The organism is uncultured Chitinibacter sp. (assembly GCF_945957625.1).
GTDB lineage: Bacteria > Pseudomonadota > Gammaproteobacteria > Burkholderiales > Chitinibacteraceae > Chitinibacter > Chitinibacter tainanensis.
In genome coordinates this window covers 1-23,891 of record NZ_CAMFLP010000001.1, presented here as the reverse complement: position 1 = coordinate 23,891, position 23,891 = coordinate 1, and the positions used below count along the sequence as shown (strand labels likewise).

20 protein-coding genes are annotated in these 23,891 nt (G+C 51.6%); 13 read left to right on the top strand and 7 right to left on the bottom strand.

All coding sequences use genetic code 11. The features are described 5' to 3' along the window. Entirely contained in the window at positions 1-225 is a 225-nt protein-coding gene (locus QV747_RS00100; RefSeq protein ID WP_273428607.1) for a hypothetical protein, read from the top strand. Between the two features lie 134 nt (positions 226-359). Here QV747_RS00100 and QV747_RS00095 read toward each other — a convergent pair whose 3' ends face one another. Further along, positions 360-1,400 carry a DUF2157 domain-containing protein gene (locus QV747_RS00095; RefSeq protein ID WP_273428609.1) on the bottom strand — a complete coding sequence of 347 codons (1,041 nt, stop codon included), beginning with the start codon at positions 1,398-1,400 and terminating at the stop codon, positions 360-362. 325 nt (positions 1,401-1,725) lie between these two features. Between QV747_RS00095 and QV747_RS00090 the strand changes: the two genes are divergently transcribed. Beyond that, positions 1,726-2,274, top strand: a complete 549-nt coding sequence (locus tag QV747_RS00090) for a hypothetical protein (RefSeq protein ID WP_273428612.1) — start codon at positions 1,726-1,728, stop codon at positions 2,272-2,274. A 1,308-nt stretch (positions 2,275-3,582) separates the two neighbouring features. After that, positions 3,583-4,314: a type II toxin-antitoxin system death-on-curing family toxin gene (locus QV747_RS00085; RefSeq protein WP_273428614.1), complete on the top strand. Its 732-nt coding sequence runs from the start codon at positions 3,583-3,585 to the stop codon at positions 4,312-4,314. Positions 4,315-4,538: 224 nt separating this feature from the next. Here QV747_RS00085 and aspS read toward each other — a convergent pair whose 3' ends face one another. The 4 genes from aspS to QV747_RS00065 all read right to left on the bottom strand — a co-directional run bounded on the left by aspS (position 4,539) and on the right by QV747_RS00065 (position 7,805). Beyond that, positions 4,539-6,338 (bottom strand): aspartate--tRNA ligase, encoded by a 1,800-nt coding sequence (gene aspS, locus QV747_RS00080; protein ID WP_273428616.1) that lies wholly within the window; start codon positions 6,336-6,338, stop codon positions 4,539-4,541. 43 nt (positions 6,339-6,381) lie between these two features. Continuing rightward, complete coding sequence (locus QV747_RS00075; protein WP_028448627.1) at positions 6,382-7,074, bottom strand: DUF502 domain-containing protein; 693 nt, start codon at positions 7,072-7,074, stop codon at positions 6,382-6,384. A 12-nt stretch (positions 7,075-7,086) separates the two neighbouring features. Then, on the bottom strand, positions 7,087-7,311 hold the full coding sequence (locus QV747_RS00070; protein WP_028448626.1) for an FmdB family zinc ribbon protein: 225 nt from the start codon (positions 7,309-7,311) through the stop codon (positions 7,087-7,089). Between the two features lie 188 nt (positions 7,312-7,499). Further along, on the bottom strand, positions 7,500-7,805 hold the full coding sequence (locus QV747_RS00065) for a DMT family protein (protein WP_273428619.1): 306 nt from the start codon (positions 7,803-7,805) through the stop codon (positions 7,500-7,502). A 54-nt stretch (positions 7,806-7,859) separates the two neighbouring features. Between QV747_RS00065 and QV747_RS00060 the strand changes: the two genes are divergently transcribed. The 5 genes from QV747_RS00060 to QV747_RS00040 all read left to right on the top strand — a co-directional run bounded on the left by QV747_RS00060 (position 7,860) and on the right by QV747_RS00040 (position 15,401). Continuing rightward, complete coding sequence (locus QV747_RS00060; protein ID WP_273428622.1) at positions 7,860-9,248, top strand: hypothetical protein; 1,389 nt, start codon at positions 7,860-7,862, stop codon at positions 9,246-9,248. Further along, complete coding sequence (locus QV747_RS00055; RefSeq protein ID WP_273428625.1) at positions 9,245-11,389, top strand: hypothetical protein; 2,145 nt, start codon at positions 9,245-9,247, stop codon at positions 11,387-11,389. Before QV747_RS00060 ends, QV747_RS00055 begins: the two co-directional genes overlap by 4 nt. Then, a complete protein-coding gene (locus QV747_RS00050) occupies positions 11,386-13,527 on the top strand; it encodes a hypothetical protein (RefSeq protein ID WP_273428628.1) in 2,142 nt (713 codons plus the stop codon). The genes QV747_RS00055 and QV747_RS00050 overlap by 4 nt, the downstream gene beginning before the upstream one ends. 2 nt (positions 13,528-13,529) lie before the next feature. Next, positions 13,530-14,012, top strand: a complete 483-nt coding sequence (locus tag QV747_RS00045) for a hypothetical protein (RefSeq protein ID WP_273428629.1) — start codon at positions 13,530-13,532, stop codon at positions 14,010-14,012. A 153-nt stretch (positions 14,013-14,165) separates the two neighbouring features. Beyond that, positions 14,166-15,401, top strand: a complete 1,236-nt coding sequence (locus QV747_RS00040) for an anion transporter (protein ID WP_273428632.1) — start codon at positions 14,166-14,168, stop codon at positions 15,399-15,401. 191 nt (positions 15,402-15,592) lie between these two features. Here the strand turns inward: QV747_RS00040 and QV747_RS00035 are convergent, their stop codons facing one another. Next, positions 15,593-15,868 (bottom strand): hypothetical protein, encoded by a 276-nt coding sequence (locus QV747_RS00035; protein WP_273428636.1) that lies wholly within the window; start codon positions 15,866-15,868, stop codon positions 15,593-15,595. 91 nt (positions 15,869-15,959) lie between these two features. Here QV747_RS00035 and QV747_RS00030 point away from each other — a divergent pair, with 91 nt between their 5' ends. The 5 genes from QV747_RS00030 to QV747_RS00010 all read left to right on the top strand — a co-directional run bounded on the left by QV747_RS00030 (position 15,960) and on the right by QV747_RS00010 (position 23,537). Continuing rightward, positions 15,960-16,292, top strand: coding sequence for a helix-turn-helix transcriptional regulator (locus QV747_RS00030; RefSeq protein ID WP_273428639.1), 333 nt, complete (start codon positions 15,960-15,962; stop codon positions 16,290-16,292). Positions 16,293-17,107: 815 nt separating this feature from the next. Further along, on the top strand, positions 17,108-18,376 hold the full coding sequence (locus tag QV747_RS00025) for a TolC family protein (RefSeq protein WP_273428641.1): 1,269 nt from the start codon (positions 17,108-17,110) through the stop codon (positions 18,374-18,376). Further along, on the top strand, positions 18,373-19,854 hold the full coding sequence (locus QV747_RS00020; RefSeq protein WP_273428643.1) for an efflux RND transporter periplasmic adaptor subunit: 1,482 nt from the start codon (positions 18,373-18,375) through the stop codon (positions 19,852-19,854). The genes QV747_RS00025 and QV747_RS00020 overlap by 4 nt, the downstream gene beginning before the upstream one ends. Continuing rightward, positions 19,851-22,976: an efflux RND transporter permease subunit gene (locus QV747_RS00015; protein ID WP_273428645.1), complete on the top strand. Its 3,126-nt coding sequence runs from the start codon at positions 19,851-19,853 to the stop codon at positions 22,974-22,976. Before QV747_RS00020 ends, QV747_RS00015 begins: the two co-directional genes overlap by 4 nt. Positions 22,977-23,156: 180 nt before the next feature. Then, on the top strand, positions 23,157-23,537 hold the full coding sequence (locus QV747_RS00010) for a hypothetical protein (RefSeq protein ID WP_273428647.1): 381 nt from the start codon (positions 23,157-23,159) through the stop codon (positions 23,535-23,537). 125 nt (positions 23,538-23,662) lie between these two features. Here QV747_RS00010 and QV747_RS00005 read toward each other — a convergent pair. Beyond that, on the bottom strand, positions 23,663-23,891 hold a 229-nt coding region (locus QV747_RS00005), incomplete at its 5' end, for a hypothetical protein (protein ID WP_288791405.1).

The following is a 23,891-nucleotide window of genomic DNA, read 5'->3' as shown; positions in this document are numbered from 1 at the left end:
ATGCAATTCAAACCCCGTAATCCCTTCGCCCTCGCCGCCCGTCAGCGCCAAGCCGGAGCGCACGAGCAAAGCGAACGTGCCCGCCGCCGCAGCGAGCGCCAAGCCTTGCAACAACAACTGCAGCAAGACTGGGCCAGCGGCGCCGATGACGCCAGCGATCTGGATGCCGACTCCGCCCTCGCCGGCGGTCGGCAAAGCACTCGTGCCCGCTTGCGGCAACGTTGAGCAAGCCTCATCGACGCAAAGCTTGGCCTCCTGCAGGCCCCGCTTTAATTGAATAGCAATGGGTATAACCTGAGAAGGCTTTCACCATATAGCCTAGCAGGCTATACCCTGGCTAAATCTACGGCGGATTTTCTTTAACTTAACTGCCGCCGCGCCAGCAGCTCTTGCAGCGCGGCGGGCAAATATTGGCGCAGGCGCGCCGTAATGCGCGCCTCATGCCGCTGCCAAACAATGCCCAGATACACCACCGCTGCCCCTAGCACCGTCAGCGCCAGCGGAAACAGCAGGCTATCGCGAAACACCGAATACGCCAGATGCCCCACATAGGCCGCCACCCCTAGCCCGCCAAACACGGCAAACACGCGCCGGCTCAGCACCGCCCCGATCAGCAGCAAACCGAGATTAAGCAGGCAATACGCCAAGCGCTTGAGCTCGCTATCCGAATCCATACTGGTGAGCGCCACCCAGAAGGCCAGCAAGCCAAACAGATACAGCCAGAAGGCAAAATCCTCGCGCGAGCGCGAGCGCAGCTCAATCCAGAATGCCAGCCCCAGCATCAATAGGCCCACATACACCGACACCCATTTGCGTAGCTGCCATTGCAGATCGCTATCGTGAAATAAGATTGGCGTGAGATCCATACTCAGATACCACAGCGTGACGGCCACCGGCAGCATCAAAAATGGCAAGCGATAGCGCCAGAGCATAATCGCCCCGACCGCCAACGTGGCCAGCTCCATCCATAACCAGCGCCAATCAATCCGCAGATGGTAATCACGATATTCGTCGCTCAATTCCCAATAGCCCAAGCCCGCCTGCAGGCCGTAAATCGCCAGCGGGGTCAACACCACCACAAAGGCCGCCGCAATCCCGGCCGGAATCCGCAGCCCCGGCCGGCGCAGGCAATATTCGGTCAGCCCCAACCCCAGCAGCTCATAGGCCAGCGCGATCAACAACAGACCCCAGCCGCCCCACAGATCCCAGCCCAAAGTCATAAAGAGGCTCATCGCCCCAATCGCCAACAGCCCGCCGAGGTAATACAAAAGATGCGTCGCGCGAAAACTGGGCGTTTGTGCCGTTTGTGTCGCCAGAAAATCCCACAATGGCCCCACCTGCGCCGGCACTAATAACCCAGCCGCGGCGGCATCATCTAATTGTTGACGCTGAATTTGCATCACCTGCTCCTACTTTGATAGCCACACCAGCCCATCCCTATACCCACCCATAGTATTCATCACTAGGCATTAACTAATAATGAATTGGGGGCGATACCCCTTGCATGTTTGCAGAGCCTGTTTCAGCACGGGTTACCGTGAGCATAACTAGCGCTTGCACGCAGCGGCCAGCATTTACCCAGCAACCTGCGTTCAGGCATAGTAACGACAAAGCTGACGCCTAGCCAACTCAAAACTCGCATTCCGCGGAATAATACCGAGCTCAATGCGTTATGCTAATAGCCCATCAACCCTCCCCGCAGCGCGGACTATTTCGGAGCCTACTATGCGCCACATGCTGCTCACCACCCTGCTCACCCTTGTCGGCACCAGCGCCGTAGCGGCCGTGCCCAGCCATTGCCAAGCCGATGAAGTCGCGATTGTGGATGCCTGGATGGGCCCCACCAAAGCCACCGATGCCGGCTGGAAAAACACCCAAACCGGCAAAGTGGTATCGCTGTGCGCTGATCGGGCCAAAGAGCCGTTTGGCCGGGTGAGCTACCGCTATGGTCTGCCGGGTAAGGTAGAAATGAATGTCGATGCCACCCCACAAGCGCCCTTCACCATCGCCAACCTCAGCACCGGCCCGCATACCGGGCTAGATGTCGTGAGCTTTAGCCGCGGTGAATTTAGCTATTACCTCGGCATCAACGCCGGTCAGGCCAGCGGGGTTGAGCTAACGGTATTTAAAGGCGCCAAGAAAATTGTGGCGCATTTTTCCGGCAATCAAGACGGCGAAGATTTTCAGTTGGGCGCTGCTGAAATTGACCTCAGCGGCCAGCAAGCCCGCTCACCGGTGCTGAAAATGGGCAAACTCAAGCATTCACTGTTTTAAGGGCTAGCCCAGCGGGCCACGGTCTACACCTTCGCCGTGGCCGCGCAGTGAATCCGCAGGATAGACACGCTCGTGCCGCTCTGGCGACGAGCTTGTTCCTCCACTATGGTATACATCTGCAGAACCCTGATTTACTGGCTTACATGCAAATACCCCATGCGCGCCTGCTGATGCCGCACTCGTATAGCAATCGCCTCCGCGTGTGAGCCAAACGATAAACCCATTTGTCTCACTCCACTCCCTCGGCGATGGGCGACAGGGGATTCAAGCCCAAAGCCACACAACGCGAATAAAGCAACCGCATTGGGGTGCAGGGGTATATGCACCAAACCAAAGTAGAGCAATACCTTCAGCACAATACTGCCGCCAGTATTTACCACACTGGTGAAGTTGGGGCTTGGTTTCCCGTGTAGCGAAAACCGCAGCAAGGAGGGAGACAAACGGCCTTTTGTTTGGCTCACGACGCAGCAAGGGCAGCGCGGAGCGCTTTTCGCCCGGGTCGCCTTCTCTTGCTTACTTCTCTTGGCGAAGCAAGAGAGGTAAGTGCCGCGGCGCATAGCCGTCAATCCAAGGTGAGTATGATGGTGCGGCAATTCATAGCCTGCTGCCGCAGGCGGCAAACCGGCGGTTTCGCCCGCCGGACGAGCAAGGGGCAGTCTTGCCTTGCCCCTTGCAACCCTAACGCGCCCGATCACCGCGAAACCCCGTCCGTCCAGCGCTCGGCAAGGCGAGGCGGGAACTCGCGTTGCGCTAGCGTCGCAACGCTCAAACAGCCGCATCTTAAAACCTTGCCAACCGCCTCCCGAACGGCGCGGCTCCACGGGCGATCCGTTCTAACCATCACAGGGGTATATTCACAAAACCAAACACCAACAATGCCTTCAGCACAATACTGCTGCCAGTATCTACCGCGCTGGTGAAGGTGGGGCTTGGATTCCCGTGTAGCGAAAACCGCAGCAAGGAGGGAGACAAACGGCTTTTTGTTTGGCTCACGACGCAGCAAGGGCAGCGCGGAGCGCTTTTCGCCCGGGGCGCCTTTGGGGTGAAGGGGTATTTGGCGAAGCAAATACCCCTTCCCTTCTGCGCGGCGGAACGCGCATTAAAACATCGCGCCAACGGCGCAAAAACTACAAAAATGTAGGGCGGGTTAGTCGCAAGCGTAACCCGCCAATTGGATTGTGTTAAGCTTTCTGAAAAATAAATAAAACTTAATTCAACCATTGCTCAGCGTGGGTCATGATCCGCCCTACATGGCTTATTTGCAATTGTTAATCTCCGTTAAAAATCACAAAAAAGGAAGAACATCGCATGAATGTAGAAACAATTATCGGGATTCATGATTATTTAACTGATTTCTTTGTTGACTCAGAGGACCCAATTTCTCCGCCTGGAGTTAAGTCCAGAGATACTATTGAGTCTGCAGCTAGTAGACCTTATGCAACTGCCGGTGGACACGATGCTTATCCAACTATTTTTCTAAAAGCTGCCTCATTATTTCATAGTATTACATGCAATCATTCATTTAATAATGGAAACAAACGGGCAACATTACTCTCTACATTGTATTTTCTGAGTGAACATGGTTATCTCCTTGATCGTTGCGATGACGAGGAAATGTACGAATTCACCAGAAAAATTGCAGCTCATGAAATTTGTGTTAATCGGAAAGACGAGGTGGCAGTAATTGCTGAGTGGCTAGAAAGCAACTCACGAAAACAGATAAAAGGCGAAAAACCAATGAAGTTAAATGAACTTCGTGATTCTCTTAGTCGATTCGATTATACCTTAGAAGATGATGGTATTTATTTGAACGTAATTGACACCAATGGCAACTACGTTGAGCGCATACTAAAGCGTGGAGCTCAAGGCAAAGATGATTACGATCAACAATATATTTCTGGAATTAGGAAACGCCTTCAATTGACAGCAGAATACGGTGTTGATAGCGCTCGATTTTATGGACACAAAGGACTAACTGAAGATTTAGGCGACTTTATGAGAATGCGAATAGAAGTTATGCGAAGATTAGCAAAAATCTAAAACTGCAAGACTCCACATTGCAAGGGGGAGTCGCATCCGGCCTACACCGCATAAGACAACCCCTTACGTTCTATTGGTGCTCCGCGTCTAATCCGCCCCACCCTAATATACCAACTAAGGTATATACACCTAGACCAATACCAGCAATAACCACAACCACATACCCACCAACAAAAAAGACCGCCAAAGGCGGTCTTTTTTATCATCTCGAACTACAAACCCAATTACTCAATCACTGGCGGATTACGCAATTTGATGTGCAATTCGCGCAATTGCTTCTCGTCCACCGCATTCGGTGCATTGGTCAACAGGCACTGCGCACGTTGCGTTTTCGGGAAGGCGATCACGTCGCGGATGGATTCGGCGCCGGTCATCAGGGTGATCAGACGATCCAGACCGAAGGCCAGGCCGCCGTGGGGTGGCGCGCCGAATTTCAGGTTGTCGAGCAGGAAGCCAAATTTGTTTTGGGCTTCTTCTTCGCCAATGCCCAGAGCGTCAAATACGGTGGATTGCACATCGGCGCGGTGGATACGCACCGAGCCGCCGCCCAGCTCCCAGCCATTGAGCACCATATCGTAGGCGCGCGCTTTGCAGGCGCCCGGATTGGTTTTCAGCAATTCCAGATGCTCGGCTTTGGGCGAGGTGAATGGGTGGTGGCAGGCATTCCAGCGTTTGCCATCTTCGTCGTATTCAAACATTGGGAAATCCACCACCCACAGCGGTTTCCATTCACGTTTGAAGTAGCCGCCCTCTTCGCCGCGCTCGTGACCGATTTTGATCCGCAATGCGCCGATGGCTTCATCCACGATTTTACGTTTGTCGGCGCCAAAGAAGATGATGTCGCCATTTTGTGCGCCGGTGCGCTCGATGATGGCTTTCAAGGCGTCGTTCGACAGGAATTTCACGATCGGGGCTTTCAGGCCTGAATCTTCGGCGTTGCTGATGTTCGATACATCTTCCACCTTGATGTAGGCCAGACCTTTGGCGCCGTAGATGCCAACGAATTTGGTGTAGTCGTCGATGTCTTTACGGCTCAGAGTGGCGCCACCTGGTACGCGCAGGCCCACTACGCGACCGCCGTCCATGTCGGCTGCGCCGCGGAAGACTTTGAATTCTTCCGTTTTCATCACGTCGGTGAGTTCGGTGAATTTCAAGTCTACGCGCAGATCGGGTTTGTCCGAGCCGTAGTAGAACATCGCGTCGTCGTATTGCATGCGCGGGAATTCGCCCAGATCTACGCCGATGGCTTCTTTGAAGACATGGCGGGCCATTTCTTCGGTGATATTCATGATTTCTTCTTCGTTCAGGAACGAAGTTTCAATATCGATCTGGGTGAATTCTGGCTGGCGATCAGCGCGCAGGTCTTCGTCACGGAAGCACTTAGTAATTTGGTAGTAGCGATCGAAACCGGCCACCATCAAGAGCTGCTTGAACAGCTGTGGCGATTGCGGCAGCGCGAAGAATTGGCCGTCGTGTACACGGCTTGGCACGAGGTAATCGCGCGCGCCTTCTGGCGTGCTGCGAGTCAGCATCGGGGTTTCGATGTCGATAAAGCCGCGGGTGTCGAGGAAGTTACGCACCAACAGCGCCACTTTGTAGCGCAGTTTCAGATTACGCTGCATGGTGGGGCGACGCAGATCGATCACGCGGTTTTGCAGCCGCACGTTTTCAGAGAGATTGTCGTCGTCGATCTGGAACGGTGGCGTTTCGGCCTTGTTCAAGATGATGATGTCTTTGGCCAAGACTTCGATCTGGCCCGAGATCATTTTGACGTTGGTGGTGCCTTCTGGGCGCGCACGAACAATACCTTTGATTTCCAATACATATTCAGAACGCGCGCTATCGGCGGTGGCAAAGGCTTCCGGGGTATCCGGATCGATCACCACTTGCACGATGCCTTCGCGGTCGCGCAAATCGATAAAGATTACGCCACCGTGGTCACGACGACGATGAGCCCAACCTTGCAAAGTCACAGTCTGGCCGAGGTATTGCTCGTTGATCAGACCACAGTAATTCGTACGCATTGAATTTCCCTAAATCATCGAAAATGGTTGCCCGCCCGCTCGCTTAGACCGTGGCCGGCGAGTGAGTGGTGTCGGGTGCGGGCACCGGCTTGGTCGCCGGCATCACCACGCCCATGGAGATCACATACTTGAGCGCTTCATCCACGCTCATATCCAGCTCTTTGACATCGCTTTTACGCGCCATGAACAAAAAGCCGGAGGTGGGGTTGGGGGTGGTTGGCACAAACACCGAGATCAGCTCGCCATCGAGTTTGTCGCCAATTTCACCGCCCGGGGTGCCGGTATGAAAACCGACCGCCCAGGTGCCCTGATGCGGAAACTGCACCAGCACCGCTTTGCGAAAAGCCTGACCCGAATCCGAAAACACGGTGTCGGACACTTGCTTTACGCTGTTGTAAATCGAGCGCACGATCGGGATGCGCTTGAGCAGACTTTCACCCAATTGCAGCAGGCGGCGGCCCAAAACATTGGTCGCCACCATGCCGGTAAACAGCAATACCAAAAAGGTGAGGATGACCCCAAAGCCAGGTATATGCCGCGCGCCGTTGAGTTCCGGGATGCTGCCGGACATACCCCGCAATAGCCAGTAATCTGGCCGCAGCTCGTTCGGCAAAATGGCGCCGATCTGGTCGAGCGTGCCGATCAGGGTATTGAGCACCCAGATAGTGATGGCGAGCGGAATCCAGATCAGCAGGCCGGTAATCAGGTAGCGCTTGAGAAAGCTAGTCACACAGATCCCTTGTGGGGCTTAGTGGCAACCGCCGGGTGGGCAGCTGGGCGCACAGGCTCCGCTATTTTTAAAATCGGTCTGATACCAGCCATTGCCTTTCAATTGAAAGCCGGCGGCGGTCAGTTGTTTTTCGTATTTCTCGGCCTGGCACGCGGGGCACTGAGTGAGCGGCGCGTCGGCCATTTTCTGCATATGTTCGTCAGCATGGCCACATTCGGCGCAGCGATAAGCATAAATAGGCATGATTACTCCTTTCCAGAACTGGGCATTATAACGCAGATCGCGCAAGCGTTGATATTGGCCCGCCGTTGGGAAAATCCAAGGGTGCGCATGGCGCGATACGGCGGATTGCCGGCGCGTATTGGCGCAATACCTGAACAGGTATCGGCCCACAAGCCTTACCGTTAATAGCCCACGAGCCATTACCCCCGCTAGCCGCGAAACATAAAATACACGGCCCCCACCATGCACAGCGCCGCCCAGACATAATTCCACTGGAATGGCTGCTTCATATAAAAGATGGCAAAGGGGATAAATACCGACAAAGTAATGACTTCTTGCAAGATTTTCAGCTGCGCCAAGCTATACACTTGATACCCGATCCGATTGGCGGGCACTTGCAGCAGGTATTCAAACAGCGCAATGCCCCAGCTCATCAAGGCCATCAGCAACCAGGGCTTGGTGGTGCCGTTTTTCAAATGGGCATACCAGGCATTATACGTCCTGCTTATTTTCACTTGCTTTGAAGTATTTTTAAGCTAAAGTGAATTTATCCAACAGGAAAATAATGTATGCCTGATTATGGTTACAAAGTCGTCTATGTAGACCCCTTGTTACTTTCCGATGCCGGTTACGGAGCGTTATCCCGCCAACCTTTCATCTTTGATCCTGAGCCTGGCTATGCTCGACTTCCGAATCAATTTTTGATCGACCGTGGCTTGGGTTATTGGGATCCTAAGTGGCGCGGCCAGAAAAGAAATCCAATCCCACCCAGTCGCATATCCATGAAAAACTATGCACGCTGGCTTGCAAACGCACTTGAGTGGGCCGATACACGTTCGATTGATTTGATGCGCTGTGACTATGCAAGCGATCTTATTGGTCGGTACCAGCAAGAAATGTTAAAGGGAATCTGGTCAGCAGATAACCGCCCATTAGCCCCTGAAACAGTAAACCTTCGCGTGCAAATCGCCTTGGAATTTCAGATGTGGGCGGCGGACAAAGACTTGCGTGAGCCCTTCTCTATTCCGACCACACCCACCACCTACATTTCCGGCCGCCACGACAACAGTCGCAGCCATGAGGGCAAGATCGTGCAAGCCCGCAAAGGCAAGGTCAAAGTGAATAAGCGCACCCTGTCCTTTCCCTCCGCTGAAGAGATAGAGGAATGGCGTGAGCGAGTACGACAGCGCCCAGTGGTTGGCGAGACAGAAGTGTTGATCGTTGACCTGATACTTAACTGCGCAATTCGCCGTGAAGAAGCTGCTTGCTGGCGAGTGGATACCCTGCCACGCGATCCCAAAGAATGGCAAATCGCCAATCCCGATCAGCCGGAGGAAACTCAATCTGTCATTGTGACAATCAAATACGGGGTAAAAGGCAAGCAGTACGGCATTGACGAGCAAGGTGACAAGATTGGGCCAGAGGGCGAAATTCATATCCCGCTCTGGATTGCAAAGCGTCTACACAGCTATCAAAAGAAAGAACGGCTATTGGCACTCACGCAGCGGCTTAAAGGTGTGAAACCTATAGAGGCGCGCCGCATCAGGGAGACGACCGTACATTTGTTCCTAAATTCAGTAACGGGCTTGCGCTATACCGGCGATCAAATCTATGCGTTCTGGAGTCGCGTCCAAGGACCGGCGCATTGGTCTCCGCACCTAGGCCGCGACTGGTGGGCTTGCCGCTATCTCGAACAACGGATGAAACAGCACGCAGAACTAATCCAACAGGTGCTCAAGACGCCAAGTATCAGCATGGAGCTTCCAATAGTTCTAGCCTTAAAGGACAGTGCAATGACCGTCATTCAAATGGAAATCAAGCCGCAATTGCGCCATGCTAGTTCCCGCACCACTGAAATTTACCTGCACTGGCTTTTCGCCAAGATGCGCGTGCCACTCAGCATGACGCAGCAATGGGTGGAGATGGATGAAAAAAGCAGTGAGGAGGTTGACGCATGAGCATCGGAAAGAGAAACAAGAATCATTTGAAGCAGCATGCGGGCGTATCAGCAGTCGGCGTCGAACCTCCAGAGCCGCCCAAGAGCGACGATCCCCTGTATTTTTGGACCAACCACCCAACCGACAACTATGCAATCGACCTGCACTCGTTTGCGGCTGGGCAGTTTGAAAACCCTCATCCGTTAGGCAATAACGCCGGCCAATGGGGGGGTGCCTACAGAGGGCGGTCCAATCTGATAGCTGAACTGGCTCCAGCGATTCAGGCGAGTGTTTATTTGTTAGCGAAGGCTAGCGCAATAGGGTACGAATTCGCCCTTCGCACCTGGTGGCGTTTGTTTGATGCATACGAGAAAACCCCTCTTGCCAACGGTGAGCTTCCGCCTCGCATTGAATCGGTGACGGATATTAATGAACTCCATGAAGCATTTGCCCATCAGCGAGGAATCCATCAAAGTACATTCAGAAAATTTCGCAAGCTTGCCAACGCAATACGTCAGAGCAGGAGGTTGCCGTTGTTGCTTTGCCCTCCCCCCAAATACGCCACATTAATGCGCACCTTGACTCCTGACGATCAAGCCAAGGAACTCAAAATTGCCATTAAACAGGACTGGGAGCGTGTGCGCAAAACCTGGGCTCGCAATGACGCCATTCGCGAAGAGGCTGACAGGCGCGAGCGTGGGGAATCAGCCAGAATTCTCGACGAAGAGGACGATCGCTTGCTGAACAACTGGCAATACTTCCGAAGGGTCCAATTGAAGACCGGAGCCATACTCCCAAATAGCTCACAATTACTTGATAAAAACATTAGATCTGCATTCTCAACCAAGGGATTGGAGCTGAAGGTCATGCGTTCAATCTTCTTTCCGACCGCTGAAGAAGCGGATATCGCTTTTCACTTGGCACTGATGAACAGTGGCTGGAATCCAAGCACACTCATCAATCTTGATGCCGAATCACCCTGGCTGGTTACACCTCACTCCAAAGATCAAGCACAACTGGTACTGGCTACTGATTGGTTCTCTGAGTCGCAAGACGATGAGAAAGCAACCTTGCAGACAGCGAAGCGCCGCGCCAAAGGCAAGATACAATTCTGCACGGGGCTTTTAAAACATAAAGCAAGTCCGCCATACATTGTCGCGGCCTATCTCAAGCGGGTTGCACCGCTGCGTGAATTAATCAAGCAACAATATGCTGAGGCAGTGAAGGAACTGGGAGACATGCGGAACCGCCAAGCCAATGCAAAGATCATCGAAGCGCAGTACCTTAGAACACAAAAGCTACGCCAAAGATGTAGCAATGTTTGGTTGTATGTAGACGTTAAGGGAGAGGTTAATCAGCTGGATTGGCGTACTTGGAAAAGATATAAAACTAGGGGAGAAAAGCATGCTTCCTATCTTGATCTGCTTCTGAAGCGGCTGAATACCAAACGTGCTGAAAGAGGTAAAAGCGCCATCGCAGCGGTAACTTGCTCGGATTTTCGCGATATTTATGCTCGGTGGGTCTACAAACAATCCAACGGCAACATCCTTGCCGTGATGCTGGCCTTGGGGCACTCAACAATTACCAGTACCATCAACTACATTGAAAACAACCTCTTCTCTACCGAGAACGACGCCCATGCTCTGCGGTTCATGACCCAATTGATCGGGCAGTTACGAGAAGGAAGAATCGACCTTGCCATCCTCGCTCAACTCGTCCGAAACGGTGCGCTAACACCAGAAATGGAAGCGCGCCTCAAGGAATACCGTGCACTGATGAAAAGCCGAGTCGGAATCGGATGCAGCTCCCCTCGCCACCCTCCTGAGCATATCGCGCCAAACCATACCCCTGGCCACCTATGTGGCACAAACCTATGCCTCAAGGACTGTCACAACGCCAAGTTTTTACCTGAATCGCTGAATGGCATCGCCATGCGCGTCGAAGAGTTGTTGATAATGCTTGAGCGCCTGCCTCGCGAAACGTTCCTGCTTGGGGGGTTCAATATGGAACTGGACTCGGGTGAGTATTTGCTCGAAACACTTTACCCAACCGAGGCTGTGTGCCTTGCTCGTGAGAAATGGAATCAACGTATTGCATCCGGTGAGCATATTGTTCCCGGTCTTGGGCATATCAATCAAGACAAATTTGAAGCAACCACATGAATGCCTCCATCGCAAAGCCACCCATTTCTATCGACATTGAAGCCGAAGGCCGTCGCGCCGTTCTTGAAAACTTCAAGGTAGAGAATATCCAGCATCTAGGGCGCGATGATCTGCTAGTCGCCAAAATCCTCGCAGGTCATGGTTCAGAGTGGGGGTTCTGGACAACCCCCGAATCGATGATGAAGGGATCAACAATATCATTTCGCAACATCAATCTTCGCAAGCGTCTCGTTGACTACCTCACCAAAGAGTCTTTTACCGCTGCTTATCCAGATGCCCTTATCGACGAGGGTGTGCTGATGCTCACACGCCTTGCAATGCTGATGAAATTGGTTCCCACAGGCGGACGCACTATCAACAGCAAAGGCGAGCGTCTCAAGCCGTCCTCTATAGTCCAGTATATCCATACACCATGCCCCCAAATTATAGCGCGAGCGATCCGGCGTAAGGCTAATAGTCTCGCCAGCGAAGGCTTGTTCCAATTTCTCACCGAAGCCGACATCCTTGAGTTTAAGGCTTACAAAAGAACGCGTATCCAGATCGAACGTTTGCATACACTGGTCTCACGTGGGATCTGGTCTGACGCACCACCACAACCAGATATCCGTCAGATTACAAACCCATCCACTGAAACTTACTTACCCAAAACCGACCGAACACCGGAACCCTACCAGCCGCTTCCGAATGAATGGCTAGCCCAAATTGGCCCTCGTGTGCTGTGGGTTATCGAAGAAATGGGGCCGAATCTGCTGCGATTGCTTAAGGATATGGTTGATAGTTTCAAGTGGGCTGATCTGCAGAGGTCAAAGAGCGCTATCGGTAATGAAATTTCCAAGTTCATTACCGATCACCTTGAGATCAATCCGTGGCTGAATCGCTCGAACCAGCCACTCACTCCCCCCTTCAAGCTCACTACCGCATCTGGAAAACATGGCTCCAACACTTGTGAATGGCCGCCGCGCACATGGGAGCACATAACAAACCTGAGTGTAATGCTCCAAGCTGCGCACTTCTTCATTGCACTACTGCTGACTGCCGGACGCATCTCTGAAATCTCCACCCTTAGCCGCGACTGCATCAAGATCAGTCGCGATGGAAAAAGCTACCTATACGGTTACACCTACAAGCTCGCGGACAATTTCTTTGGCGATGCGCGCACTTGGCCCGCCCCCGACATCCTCGGTCAATGCCTCGGACAACAAGCTAGACTCGCTGCCGCATGGGATTGGTTGCCAAACTCATTGGAAGATGGCCAACCTCAAGCCTCGCGATTCAGCAATGATCTTTGGATATCGATTGGTGCGGGCGGGAAGGCGGGGGCAGTTGGCTGCGGCCTCCATATCAATTCAGCCCTCAAATACTTAGCCCTTCGCCTTGACATGGATCCCGCACCTGGCGGGAAGAACATCCACGCCCACCGCTTCCGCAAGACCATAGGCCGACTTGCCGGGATTGCGCTGTTCAACTCGCCTCTGGTACTCAAGAGACTGTTCGGCCACAAGAGCATCGAAATGACGCTGCACTACATCCTCTGTGATCCGAGTGTGCGTGAGGAAGCTGAAAACGTTCTACGCGAGTTGCGCATTATGAACTGCGCCGAAGCGCTAGAGGAAATTCACCAAGCCTTGAGCGATGGCACGGCCTTGCCAGGTCACGGCGGCCCCGGCGCAGCCCGTCTAATTACTGCCGTTCACAACGAGGATGCCAAACTCCACCAAGCAGGGCGAATCTGGACTGAGGGCAGCGCCTACGACTTGGCACTACTACTCACCATGCAAGGTCAGGGCTGGCGATTAGTCAAAGAAAACATCATTTGCTCCAAAGTCCCTGGCGAAAATGGCCTGTGCCAACAAAAACGCTCCAAAGGCGAACCCAACACCGCAAATTGCCAGCCTCAATGCGACAACCGAATCGTTTTTGCCCGTAAACGGCGAGATGTTGAATTGAGCATTGAACAATACCTAGATATAGCGCGCCAAGCGCGTGACGACGGGCAGTTGTTGGTGCTGGCCGCAACTCTGGAGAACGCACAAGACGAATGGATGAACTTCTCTGATCTGGCTGAAAAGTACCAAGCAGACCCCGAAGTTAAAGCTCTTTTCGCGTTATGTGAAGAACCAGACCCCGAGGCAGATTAATCATGAGTGAACAACACAAACTAGCCGCAGCCAAGCGTGGCGCAGCGCGTAAAGAAAAAGTCCGGCAACAGCTTGAGGACGCCATACGGGCGATTGCCGCAGAAATAGCAGGAAACGCTGGCATCTATCCACAGAACGGTGGTGCAGTGTCGATGGCCGAGATTGCTCGCCGTACTGGGATTAACGAAGCGACGCTCTACAAAAAAGACAATACAGCCCTCAAGGAGCGAGCCGCGCTCTGGCTTGAAACATTGAAAAAAAAGGAAACTGTCGGGCGTATGCGCGTAAGCAAGTCCTTCCAGCAACGAGCCGAGGGTTGGAAGGAGAAATACGATGCACTGCAGAGCCGGCACATCATTACCGAACTTCAATTGCAGCAACTTCAATCTGAACACGAAAAACTTCAGCGCGACCACGCCATTCTGCTTGATCAGATGCGTGCAGGTGCCGTCAGCAAAGTCACACCAATTCCCAAAAAAGTGTAAAGCACAACACTCAAGAACTATTTTGAAGTAGGGTCTGGGTACTGCGTCCCAACTGTAAAATGATGATGGGCTTGCGAAATACGCACACCGTCCGTTTCTTAAGCCGTACAGCGATATAATTTGTATCCCCTAGCTCCAAAAACACACTGGCCAATGTCACTTTACGTTTTGATTATTTTCCTCATCGTCTATCTTGGCATGATCCTAGGTGGCTTGCCATTTCTGCAGCTGGACCGGACTGGCGTTGCTCTGCTCGGAGCAATTGGGCTCATCAGTATCAATGCCATCAGTTTGGATGAGGCAGTAAAAGCCATTCACCTACCCACTATCACCCTGCTTTTTTCCTTCATGGTGGTTTCAGCTCAGATGCGTCTTGGCGGATTTTATGACTGGGTTACGCATAAACTGGGGCAGTTAGACGTCGGCCCTGCCAGTTTTTTGGGCACTTTAATTATCGTTACTGCCATCCTCTCGGCGATTTTCAGCAATGACATCGTTTGCTTGGCGATCGCGCCGGTATTAATTGATGTATGCCGAAAACGGCAAGTCGCACCGATTCCCTACCTGCTTGCCCTTGCCTGCGCCGCCAATATTGGATCGGCAGCGACTTTGATAGGCAACCCGCAAAATATGCTCATCGGCCAATCGCTCAATTTGTCATTTGCTGCCTATATCCTCGATGCAATTATCCCTGTAACCCTCGGGCTATTGATTTGCTGGGGGCTGATTGCTTGGCAAACCAAAGGGAAATGGCAACTCAGCGCCAAAGATTCATCAACTCCCGCTGCTCCGCGCCTATGCACAGAGGATTCGCTGCAATTTGACGCATGGCAAACAGCAAAAGGCCTACTGGTTGCCACAGCATTACTGATCGCCTTCCTTCTTGGTCCGTGGCCAACAGAATATGTCGCCTTAATTGGCGCGGGTATTTTATTGACCAGCCGAAAACTCCACTCCCGCAAAATGCTAGGGCTAGTCGATTGGGAGTTGCTGGTTTTATTCATGAGCCTGTTTGTGGTCAATCATGCGTTTCAACAAACCGGCATCAGCGCGCAATCTATCCAGTTTCTGGCGCAACAAGGCATTCAATTAGAGCAAGCAGCTCACCTGTTTTTTGCCACGTTTGTGCTCTCAAATCTGGTTTCAAATGTACCTGCAGTCATGTTGCTGCTACCGGTCGCCCATCAGGAAACGAGCGGACTTTTGCTCGCACTCGTGAGCACCTTTGCGGGTAATTTGCTGATTGTTGGCAGCATCGCCAATATCATTGTCATCGATGCAGCAGCAAGAAAAGGCATAGCCATCGATTGGAGACGCCATGCACGCGTCGGCGTGCCGATCACCCTATTTACGCTGGCAGTGACAGGTGTGTATTTAGCTTTAATTTAACTACAAGAGTACTTCTGGAATGATTTGTACGTGACTCACAAGGCGGTTCTTCGTGTGAAACCAGAGGCTCTAGTGACGGCTTAACTTACACATGTTATATAATTTGCGCGTTAAGTCTGTTTACTTATGTAAGAGTCGGCAATAAAATTAATGAAAGGGCATGGGAAGCCCTTTCATTGCAGTTGGGCTCATTAGCACAAAAACAATCGTGCAGCTTGCCGCAAAACTTCATTTTCCTGCTCCAGCCTTTGAATTCGCAGTTCAAGTGCATGAGTGGACTTTTGTGGCTCTATGGCTTGGCTGTTTTGTAATTCACGCTTCATAAATTCTTCGAGCCCTATGTGCTGCCATGTCGCCAGCGTTGAAGGGTGAACATCAAAGCGTCGAGCGGTTTTCGTCAAACTACCAACTCGCCTCAGATATTGCAAGGTCTCGATTTTAAAATGGTTTTGATAGAAATTTTTCATGACCGCATTGAAAACTAAGAAATCCTTAGTATATCTTATGTGAAGGAACTAAGAAAATCTTAGGCATTGGATCTTCATAGCGAATTTCGTAATGCCTGTGCACTCTCCGTTCCCAGCTCGGCTTAAAGAAGCCCGGCTAAACAAAGGCTTAACCCAGCTACAGCTGGGAGTGAGGATGGGTATGGATGAAAACAGTGCGAGCGCACGTATGAACCAGTACGAAAAAGCTAAACACGCGCCCGATTACGACACGATGAAACGTATGGCTGAAGTGCTAGGCGTGCCAGTAGCGTATTTCTTTTGTGAGACGGAGTTAGATGCAAAGCTCACCGAGGCACTTGGCATGCTTTCAGAAGACCAGAAGAAGTCGCTGCTAGCAAAACTCGCTGTGATGGGGGCTCCACACGGATCTGGCGAGATTTAACTGGCCGGAAAATTTGCTAATTAAATTCTACCGTAATCCAAGGCGTGCTCTAGGTGATATCCAAACCAACTGATTGGCGCGGAGACTACATGTAGTATCACCGACTTATTGCCTGCGATGGCGCTACTTCTGTCATTTTCCTTAGCTGTATGTGTCTTGTCATTCGGCATGGCAGGAAGCAATCTTAATGGCTGTTTTAGAATGCAAAGCTGCCTCTCCAAGAAGAAGTTGAATGGAAACTCCTCGGCCAAAGCAGCCCCCCAAAAAAAAATGTCTTCACATCTTATGAAAATTGACTAAAGTCTGATCCGCCTCAGACTCACTGAAATATTTTTAGCGCCAGCACATCATGCGGCTTATACTGCGACAATGAAATTCATCAGCTATTTCCTTCTCGTGTTGATCATGGCGTTTTCAGGCTGGGCGAACGCTCGGCCTCAAAAACCAGACTGCATGATGAAAGAAATGGCATACGTACAGGCTCAGCAGCAAAATTGTGACGAAGCGATGCCTGCGTGCGGCGATCAACATCACGCATCAAGCAAGCCTTGCTGCAAACTCACCGTTGATTGCCAATCCAGTTCATTAGGTGTTGTCGCAATCTTACTGAATGTCTTACCTCCACCTAGTGAGACTGTTTACCACTCAACGATCGACTCCCTCCCTCTTTCCTCTGCCAATTCAAATGTCTGGCGTCCGCCAGCTCGTGCTTAATTCCATCACCTAATCTCACCTTCGATCTATCTGCCTAACTGATCGAGGGTGGTTATTGCATACCGTTTTATACGGTCTGCTAATTAGATTTGGAGTTAATCATGAGAACCTTCTCGTGGAGCCTGTTGGCGACCAATATGGCGCTCGCAGGGCTCATCGCAGGTGCGCCGTTGTCAGCATATGCCCTCACATTCGAAGCGGCACAAACGATTGCCTTGCGCGATGCACCGCAATTACAAGCAAGTCATGCGCAAATTACTGTCGCTCAACAATCTGCAATTCCTGCTGGTGAATTGCCCGATCCGAAAATTAAGTTAGGCATTGATAACCTGCCTATTTCAGGCCCAGATCGATTTAATCCCGGCCCCAATGGCATGGCGATGCAAACCTTCGGGATCATGCAAGAGTTTCCCAATAGCGACAAACGTAATGCACGGGTTCAAGCCGCAAATGCGCGGATCAGCGTCAGTGAAATGGAAAATAAAATCGCGCGTAAAAATGTCGCTCGCGAGACGGCTCAAGCGTGGATTGCGCAGTATGGCGTTGAGCGGCAATTGGCCTTGATTGATGAGCTTGAAGCTGAAAACAAACTTTTTAGCAAAGCAATTCAGGCGCAGCTTGCGTCCGGTAAAGGCAGCATCACCGATACCGTTTTACCCAGACAAGAATTGGCAAGGCTGGAAGAAATGCGCGATGAACTGACCGCGCGCCGACGACAAGCCACAGCGCAACTTCGTCGTTGGGTGGGCGTAGCCGCAGATGAAGGAGTCTCAGGTAATTTACCTGCATTTAGCATTGATCAGCAATCACTACAAAACCGCGTCACAGATCGTCCAGAACTCGCAGCCTTTGACCCAAAAGGCAATGTGTTGGATGCAGAAATTGCTGAAGCCCGGGCCGCTAAAAAACCAGACTGGGGTGTAGAGCTGAAATACCAGCGTAACCCTCAAGACGACGATTCAGTCATGCTGGAATTTACGTTTGATCTGCCTGTGTTTTCTGGCAAACGACAAGACCCAATGATTGCGGCCAAAGTCGCCGAACGTACGGCACTGGATGCGGAACGCGAAGCTTCTCTACGCGAACGAAGTGCCGAATTGGCCAATGACCTCGCTGATTTACAACGCTTACAACAATCCGATCAGCGTTATCAAACAGTATTACTTCCCTTAGCGACAGAAAAAATCGCCCTGTCATTAACTGCCTGGAAAAGTGGCAAAGGCGCACTCGGTGAAGTGATTGCTGCTCGTCGTGACCGGCTGGATACGCAGCTTAAAGCCATCGCAACTCTGACCGAGTTGCAGCAAATCAAAGCCCGAATGCACTTCACGTACGCAAATGACCACGCAATCGCAGGAGCTGAGCAATGAAAACCAAACAAACCATCATTGCACTCTCAATCGGTGCAGCACTTCTTGGGCTTGGTGTTGTCGGCGGCAGAATGAGCGCCACGTCGCATCAAACAGCAGCCGCCCCATCATCAACAACCACCGATAAAAAAGTTTTGTACTGGTACGACCCAATGAAGCCCGATATGAAATTCGATAAACCGGGTAAGTCGCCATACATGGACATGGAGTTGTTGCCCAAATATGCTGGGGATGAAACTGAATCTGCCGGTGTAAAAATTGATGCCAGAACGCTGCAAAATACGGGCATGCGTAAAGCTAAAGTAGAAAAGCTATCTGTCGCGCAGAGTATTGATGCCACCGGGATATTGGCATTTAATGAGCGAGATGTATCTATTGAGCAGGCTCGCAGCAGTGGTTTTATCGAAAGGGTCTGGCCATTGGCACCCGGTGACATCATTGTTGCCGGTCAGCCTTTAGCCGAAGTGCTTATTCCTGAGTGGAGTGCTGCGCAACACGAGTTTTTGGCGATTCGCAACAGTGGTGATGCCAGCTTAATAAGCGCTGCTCGCGAGCGCCTGCGCCTGACCGGAATGCCAGCTGGATTAATTTCTGAGGTTGAAAAAACCGGCAAAATCAGTGCACGCCAGACCTTGCGAAGTACTCAAGGCGGCGTAATCCAGGAGTTATCGGTACGCAGTGGCATGACGCTGGCCGCAGGACAAACCCTGGCCAAAATTAGCGGCATCAGCTCGGTCTGGCTTGACGTTGCCGTTCCAGAAGCACAATCGGCAGCCATACAAATAGGGGGTAAAGCTGATGTGTCATTAGCGGCTTTCCCCGGTGTAATACTGAGCGGCAAAGTTACCGCCATTTTGCCGACCTTAAATGATGCCAGCCGTAGCCTAAGAGTCCGTGTTGAACTTCCCAATCGAGATGGCCGCTTACGCCCCGGCATGTCGGCGCAAGTGAAGCTAGCAGGCAACTCAAATAATGCCGTTCTTGCAGTACCCACAGAGGCCATTATCCGCACGGGTAAACGATCTTTGGTTATGTTGCTTGATGGCGAAAATCACTTCGTGCCGGTTGAGGTCACTCTGGGGGCCGAAGTTGCCGATAAAACCATCATCGTCAACGGCTTAAATGAAGGTCAACAAATCGTTGCCAGTGGGCAATTCCTGATTGATTCGGAAGCCAATTTGGCGGGGGTCAAAACCAAACTGAGCAGTGATCAAGCTTCATCAGCAACACCCGCCATGATCATGGATGAAGCCGATGCAACGATCAAGGCGATTAATGGGCTAGAAGTCACACTAGCACATGATGCGTTCAAAATTATCGGCATGTCGGCCATGACGATGCCCTACCCAGTTGCCAATGAAAATGTCATCAAAGGATTCAAAGTCGGTGACAAGGTTCGCGCTACGGTTCATCAAAACGATGATGGTTTGGTCCTTGAGCGTATGGTGATGAATAAAAAATCGGGAGGCCAGCCATGATTGCCGCTCTGATTCGTTGGTCGGTTGGAAATCGTTTTTTAGTGCTGCTGGCGATGGTGTTTTTGACGGCATGGGGGGGTTGGGCAGTAAAAACCACGCCGATTGATGCCTTGCCTGATTTATCGGATGTGCAGGTCATTATCCGCACCAGCTATCCGGGACAAGCACCACAGATCGTTGAAAACCAGGTCACCTATCCACTTACAACGACGATGTTATCAGTGCCCGGCGCAAAAACCGTAAGGGGTTTTTCATTCTTTGGTGATAGCTTTGTCTATGTGCTGTTTGATGACCAGACTGATTTGTACTGGGCGCGCTCGCGGGTGTTGGAATATCTGAATCAAATTCAGAGTCGCTTGCCCGCCTCGGCCAAATCATCACTTGGCCCCGATGCCACAGGCGTCGGCTGGATCTACCAGTATTCGCTCGTTGATAAAACAGGCAAGCATGATTTGTCACAACTGCGCGCCTTGCAGGACTGGTATCTCAAGTTTGAGCTCAAAACCCTGCCCAATGTCGCCGAAGTTGCAACTGTGGGGGGGATGGTCAAGCAGTATCAGATCGTACTTGATCCGGTGAAGCTTGCCAGCTACGGCATTACGCAAAGCGAGGTGCGAGACGCCGTTGAAAAGGCAAATCAGGAAACCGGCGGTGGAGTTTTGGAGGCGGGTGAAACTGAATTAGTAGTACGTACCGACGGCTATCTCAAGTCCATCAACGACTTCAAGGCTATACCCGTCAAACTAGTCAGTAATGTGCCTGTGACTTTAGGCAATCTGGCGACAATCCAGCTTGGGCCGGAAATGCGGCGCGGGATTAGCGAGCTGGATGGCGAAGGCGAAGCTGTGGGCGGTGTGGTGATCTTGCGCTCAGGCAAAAATGCCCGCGAAACCATTGCTGCAGTTCATGAAAAGCTAGAGCAACTCAAACCTAGCCTACCCGCTGGCGTAGAAATCGTCACGACCTACGACCGTAGCCATTTGATTGATCGAGCGATTGATAACCTTAGCTACAAATTACTGGAAGAGTTTCTGGTCGTCGCACTGGTTTGCGTGATTTTCTTGGGGCATTTCCGCTCCAGTATGGTCGCTATTGTGTCCTTGCCGCTAGGCGTCTTGATTGCGTTTCTGGTGATGCGTTATCAAGGCGTCAATGCCAACATCATGTCACTCGGTGGCATCGCCATTGCAGTCGGCGCGATGGTCGATGCGGCAGTAGTGATGATTGAAAACGCGCATAAGAAAGTTGAAGCCTGGCAGCACGAGCATCCAGGTGAACAGCTGAAAGGCGAAGCACATTGGCATGTGATGACCGAAGCGGCCATTGAAGTGGGTCCAGCGCTATTTTTCTCCCTACTGATCATCACACTGTCGTTTATTCCTGTGTTTACGCTTGAAGCGCAGGAAGGTCGGCTGTTTTCGCCGTTGGCGTTTACCAAAACCTACGCCATGGCTGCTGCAGCTGGGCTTTCGGTTACGCTAATCCCGATTCTGATGGGCTACTGGATACGCGGAAAATTACCAGAGGAAAGCAAAAACCCGCTTAATCGCTTGCTAATCAAGATGTATCGCCCTCTGCTTGATGTGGTACTGGCAAAACCCAAAACCACGCTGTTGGTCGCAGTGCTGGTATTTCTGACTGCTCTCTGGCCAGTCAGCCGCTTGGGAGGGGAGTTCTTACCACCGCTCGATGAGGGTGACCTGCTCTATATGCCATCAGCCCTTCCGGGATTGTCGGCACAAAAAGCCAGTGAATTACTACAGCAAACCAATCGGATGATTAAAACCGTCCCCGAAGTCGCCCGCGTTTCGGGTAAAGCCGGTCGTGCCGAAAGTGCGACTGATCCTGCACCATTGGAAATGTTTGAAACAACGATTCAGTTCAAGCCCCGCGATCAATGGCGACCAGGAATGACGCCGAAAAAACTGGTAGAAGAGCTCGATAAAGCGGTCAAAGTGCCCGGTATGGCCAATATCTGGGTGCCACCAATTCGTAACCGGATCGACATGCTGGCAACTGGGATCAAGAGCCCGATTGGCGTCAAAATTGCGGGCAGCAATCTGGCCGACCTCGATAAAATTGCCCAGCAAGTTGAAACTATCGCCAAAACAGTCCCCGGCGTTAGCTCAGCGCTGGCTGAACGGCTCACCGGTGGACGCTATGTCGATGTCAAAATCGACCGTGCTGCCGCAGCGCGTTTTGGGCTCAATATCAGCGATGTGCAGGCGGTCGTAGCGAGTGCGATTGGTGGCGATAATATTGGCGAAACTGTCGAAGGTTTGGCGCGCTTTCCAATCAATATGCGCTATCCACGCGAATGGCGCGATACCGTTGAAAAAGTAGCCAATCTCCCTCTGGTTACACCGCAAGGCTCGCAAATCACATTGAGCATGGTCGCCAAAGTATCGGTCAGCGATGGCCCGCCGATGCTGAAAAGCGAAAATGCACGTCCCACGGGCTGGGTTTACGTCGATGTGCGTGATCGTGATCTGGCTTCAGTCGCACAAGATTTACGGCGAGCCGTTACCGCACAGGTCAAGCTGGAGCCCGGTATTAGCATCAGCTATTCAGGGCAGTTCGAGTTTCTTGAGCGTGCCAATGAACGCCTGAAACTGGTCGTTCCAGCCACTTTGCTGATTATCTTTGTGCTCTTGTACCTGACCTTTAAACGCTTTGATGAAGCCTTGCTGATTATGGCAACGCTGCCGCTGGCACTCACTGGCGGTGTGTGGTTCCTGTACTGGATGGGCTACAACCTGTCGATTGCGACTGGCGTCGGGTTTATTGCGCTGGCGGGTGTCTCTGCTGAATTTGGCGTGATTATGCTGCTGTATCTGAAAAACGCGTGGCAAGCGCGCTTGGATGATGGCAATAACGACGATAAAGCCTTGCTCGAAGCGATTACTGAAGGGGCTGTATTACGAGTCCGACCCAAGGCGATGACGGTGGCGGTAATTATTGCAGGCTTGCTGCCGATCCTATTGGGTAGCGGAACAGGCAGCGAAATCATGAGTCGAATAGCTGCGCCCATGGTGGGAGGTATGGTAACAGCACCGTTGTTATCGCTATTTATTATTCCTGTTGCTTATCAGTTAATGAGAAAGCAAAAACCTAAAAACTGATGAACTAAAATACAAGTGATGCTATTGGTGTTGGATCTACTAAAAGGCTCAACACCAATATACTTGTCACTGGTCAAGAGTGACGCAAGATCATCTTCGACTATGATCAGCTCAAACGAATCATTGATTTCGCCCACTTCGGGCTTGAGTGAAAAACTTAAACAGCGATAGAATCAACGCATGCAAAGCCAATACCGTGCAACCTCTTTTCGTAAAACGCAGATCGTGATCTTTTGCATCATGCTGTTTTGCGCATGGCTGCCTGTATCAAATGCATTGTCACTTGCTCATCAACCCTTGCCTGATCAATTCCAAATTCATAATCCATTGGACGTTGGCGATTACAGCAAAGATGAAGCTGAGCAAAAGTTACGGCTCCCTGGTCATTCGCATGGTCATATCAGCTTCGACCATACACACGATCTCCCCCAATGGTTCACTATTGGCTCAAATGTGAGTGCATCCTCGCATGCCGTGTGGCCACGCACTGACCAAGCCGAACCTCATTCGGCATCCACTAGCCCAGCCAAAAAGCCACCCAAATTCCAATTCATTGCTTGATTTAGCTTAGTAACACGGCAATTCATCACTGAAATGGAATTCCTATGCTTCAAGATCTCATTACGGGCTTATTACGCCTGTTGTGCGCACGACAATCGCGCCCGCGCCAACGCATCCCTGCAATTTTAGTGCGCCACGTGGCTAACAATCGTGGCAGCAGGAAGTTGAATTTGTGCTGCCAACCCCAGGGGCAGCCTGACATCTTCACGCAAATTCTCATTCAATTTCGCAAGCCCCAAGAACCGTAAGAGCAGCTGCTCTAATTTATGGGCATTCACGCAATCTTTATCGCCGCACTCATCAGACGGTGAGACAAATACACGCGTGAAGTATCTCGTTTTTCTGTCAACAGAG

What these genes read in the sequence shown, in the direction of transcription:
- QV747_RS00015 (WP_273428645.1), top strand. Translation starts at nt 19,851, where the DNA reads ATGATTGCCGCTCTGATTCGTTGGTCGGTTGGAAATCGTTTTTTAGTG.
- QV747_RS00035 (WP_273428636.1), bottom strand. Translation starts at nt 15,868, where the DNA reads ATGAAAAATTTCTATCAAAACCATTTTAAAATCGAGACCTTGCAATAT.
- QV747_RS00040 (WP_273428632.1), top strand. Translation starts at nt 14,166, where the DNA reads ATGTCACTTTACGTTTTGATTATTTTCCTCATCGTCTATCTTGGCATG.
- QV747_RS00070 (WP_028448626.1), bottom strand. Translation starts at nt 7,311, where the DNA reads ATGCCTATTTATGCTTATCGCTGCGCCGAATGTGGCCATGCTGACGAA.
- QV747_RS00100 (WP_273428607.1), top strand. Translation starts at nt 1, where the DNA reads ATGCAATTCAAACCCCGTAATCCCTTCGCCCTCGCCGCCCGTCAGCGC.
- QV747_RS00010 (WP_273428647.1), top strand. Translation starts at nt 23,157, where the DNA reads ATGCAAAGCCAATACCGTGCAACCTCTTTTCGTAAAACGCAGATCGTG.
- QV747_RS00095 (WP_273428609.1), bottom strand. Translation starts at nt 1,400, where the DNA reads ATGCAAATTCAGCGTCAACAATTAGATGATGCCGCCGCGGCTGGGTTA.
- QV747_RS00050 (WP_273428628.1), top strand. Translation starts at nt 11,386, where the DNA reads ATGAATGCCTCCATCGCAAAGCCACCCATTTCTATCGACATTGAAGCC.
- QV747_RS00030 (WP_273428639.1), top strand. Translation starts at nt 15,960, where the DNA reads ATGCCTGTGCACTCTCCGTTCCCAGCTCGGCTTAAAGAAGCCCGGCTA.
- QV747_RS00045 (WP_273428629.1), top strand. Translation starts at nt 13,530, where the DNA reads ATGAGTGAACAACACAAACTAGCCGCAGCCAAGCGTGGCGCAGCGCGT.
- QV747_RS00055 (WP_273428625.1), top strand. Translation starts at nt 9,245, where the DNA reads ATGAGCATCGGAAAGAGAAACAAGAATCATTTGAAGCAGCATGCGGGC.
- aspS (WP_273428616.1), bottom strand. Translation starts at nt 6,338, where the DNA reads ATGCGTACGAATTACTGTGGTCTGATCAACGAGCAATACCTCGGCCAG.
- QV747_RS00025 (WP_273428641.1), top strand. Translation starts at nt 17,108, where the DNA reads ATGAGAACCTTCTCGTGGAGCCTGTTGGCGACCAATATGGCGCTCGCA.
- QV747_RS00090 (WP_273428612.1), top strand. Translation starts at nt 1,726, where the DNA reads ATGCGCCACATGCTGCTCACCACCCTGCTCACCCTTGTCGGCACCAGC.
- QV747_RS00060 (WP_273428622.1), top strand. Translation starts at nt 7,860, where the DNA reads ATGCCTGATTATGGTTACAAAGTCGTCTATGTAGACCCCTTGTTACTT.
- QV747_RS00020 (WP_273428643.1), top strand. Translation starts at nt 18,373, where the DNA reads ATGAAAACCAAACAAACCATCATTGCACTCTCAATCGGTGCAGCACTT.
- QV747_RS00085 (WP_273428614.1), top strand. Translation starts at nt 3,583, where the DNA reads ATGAATGTAGAAACAATTATCGGGATTCATGATTATTTAACTGATTTC.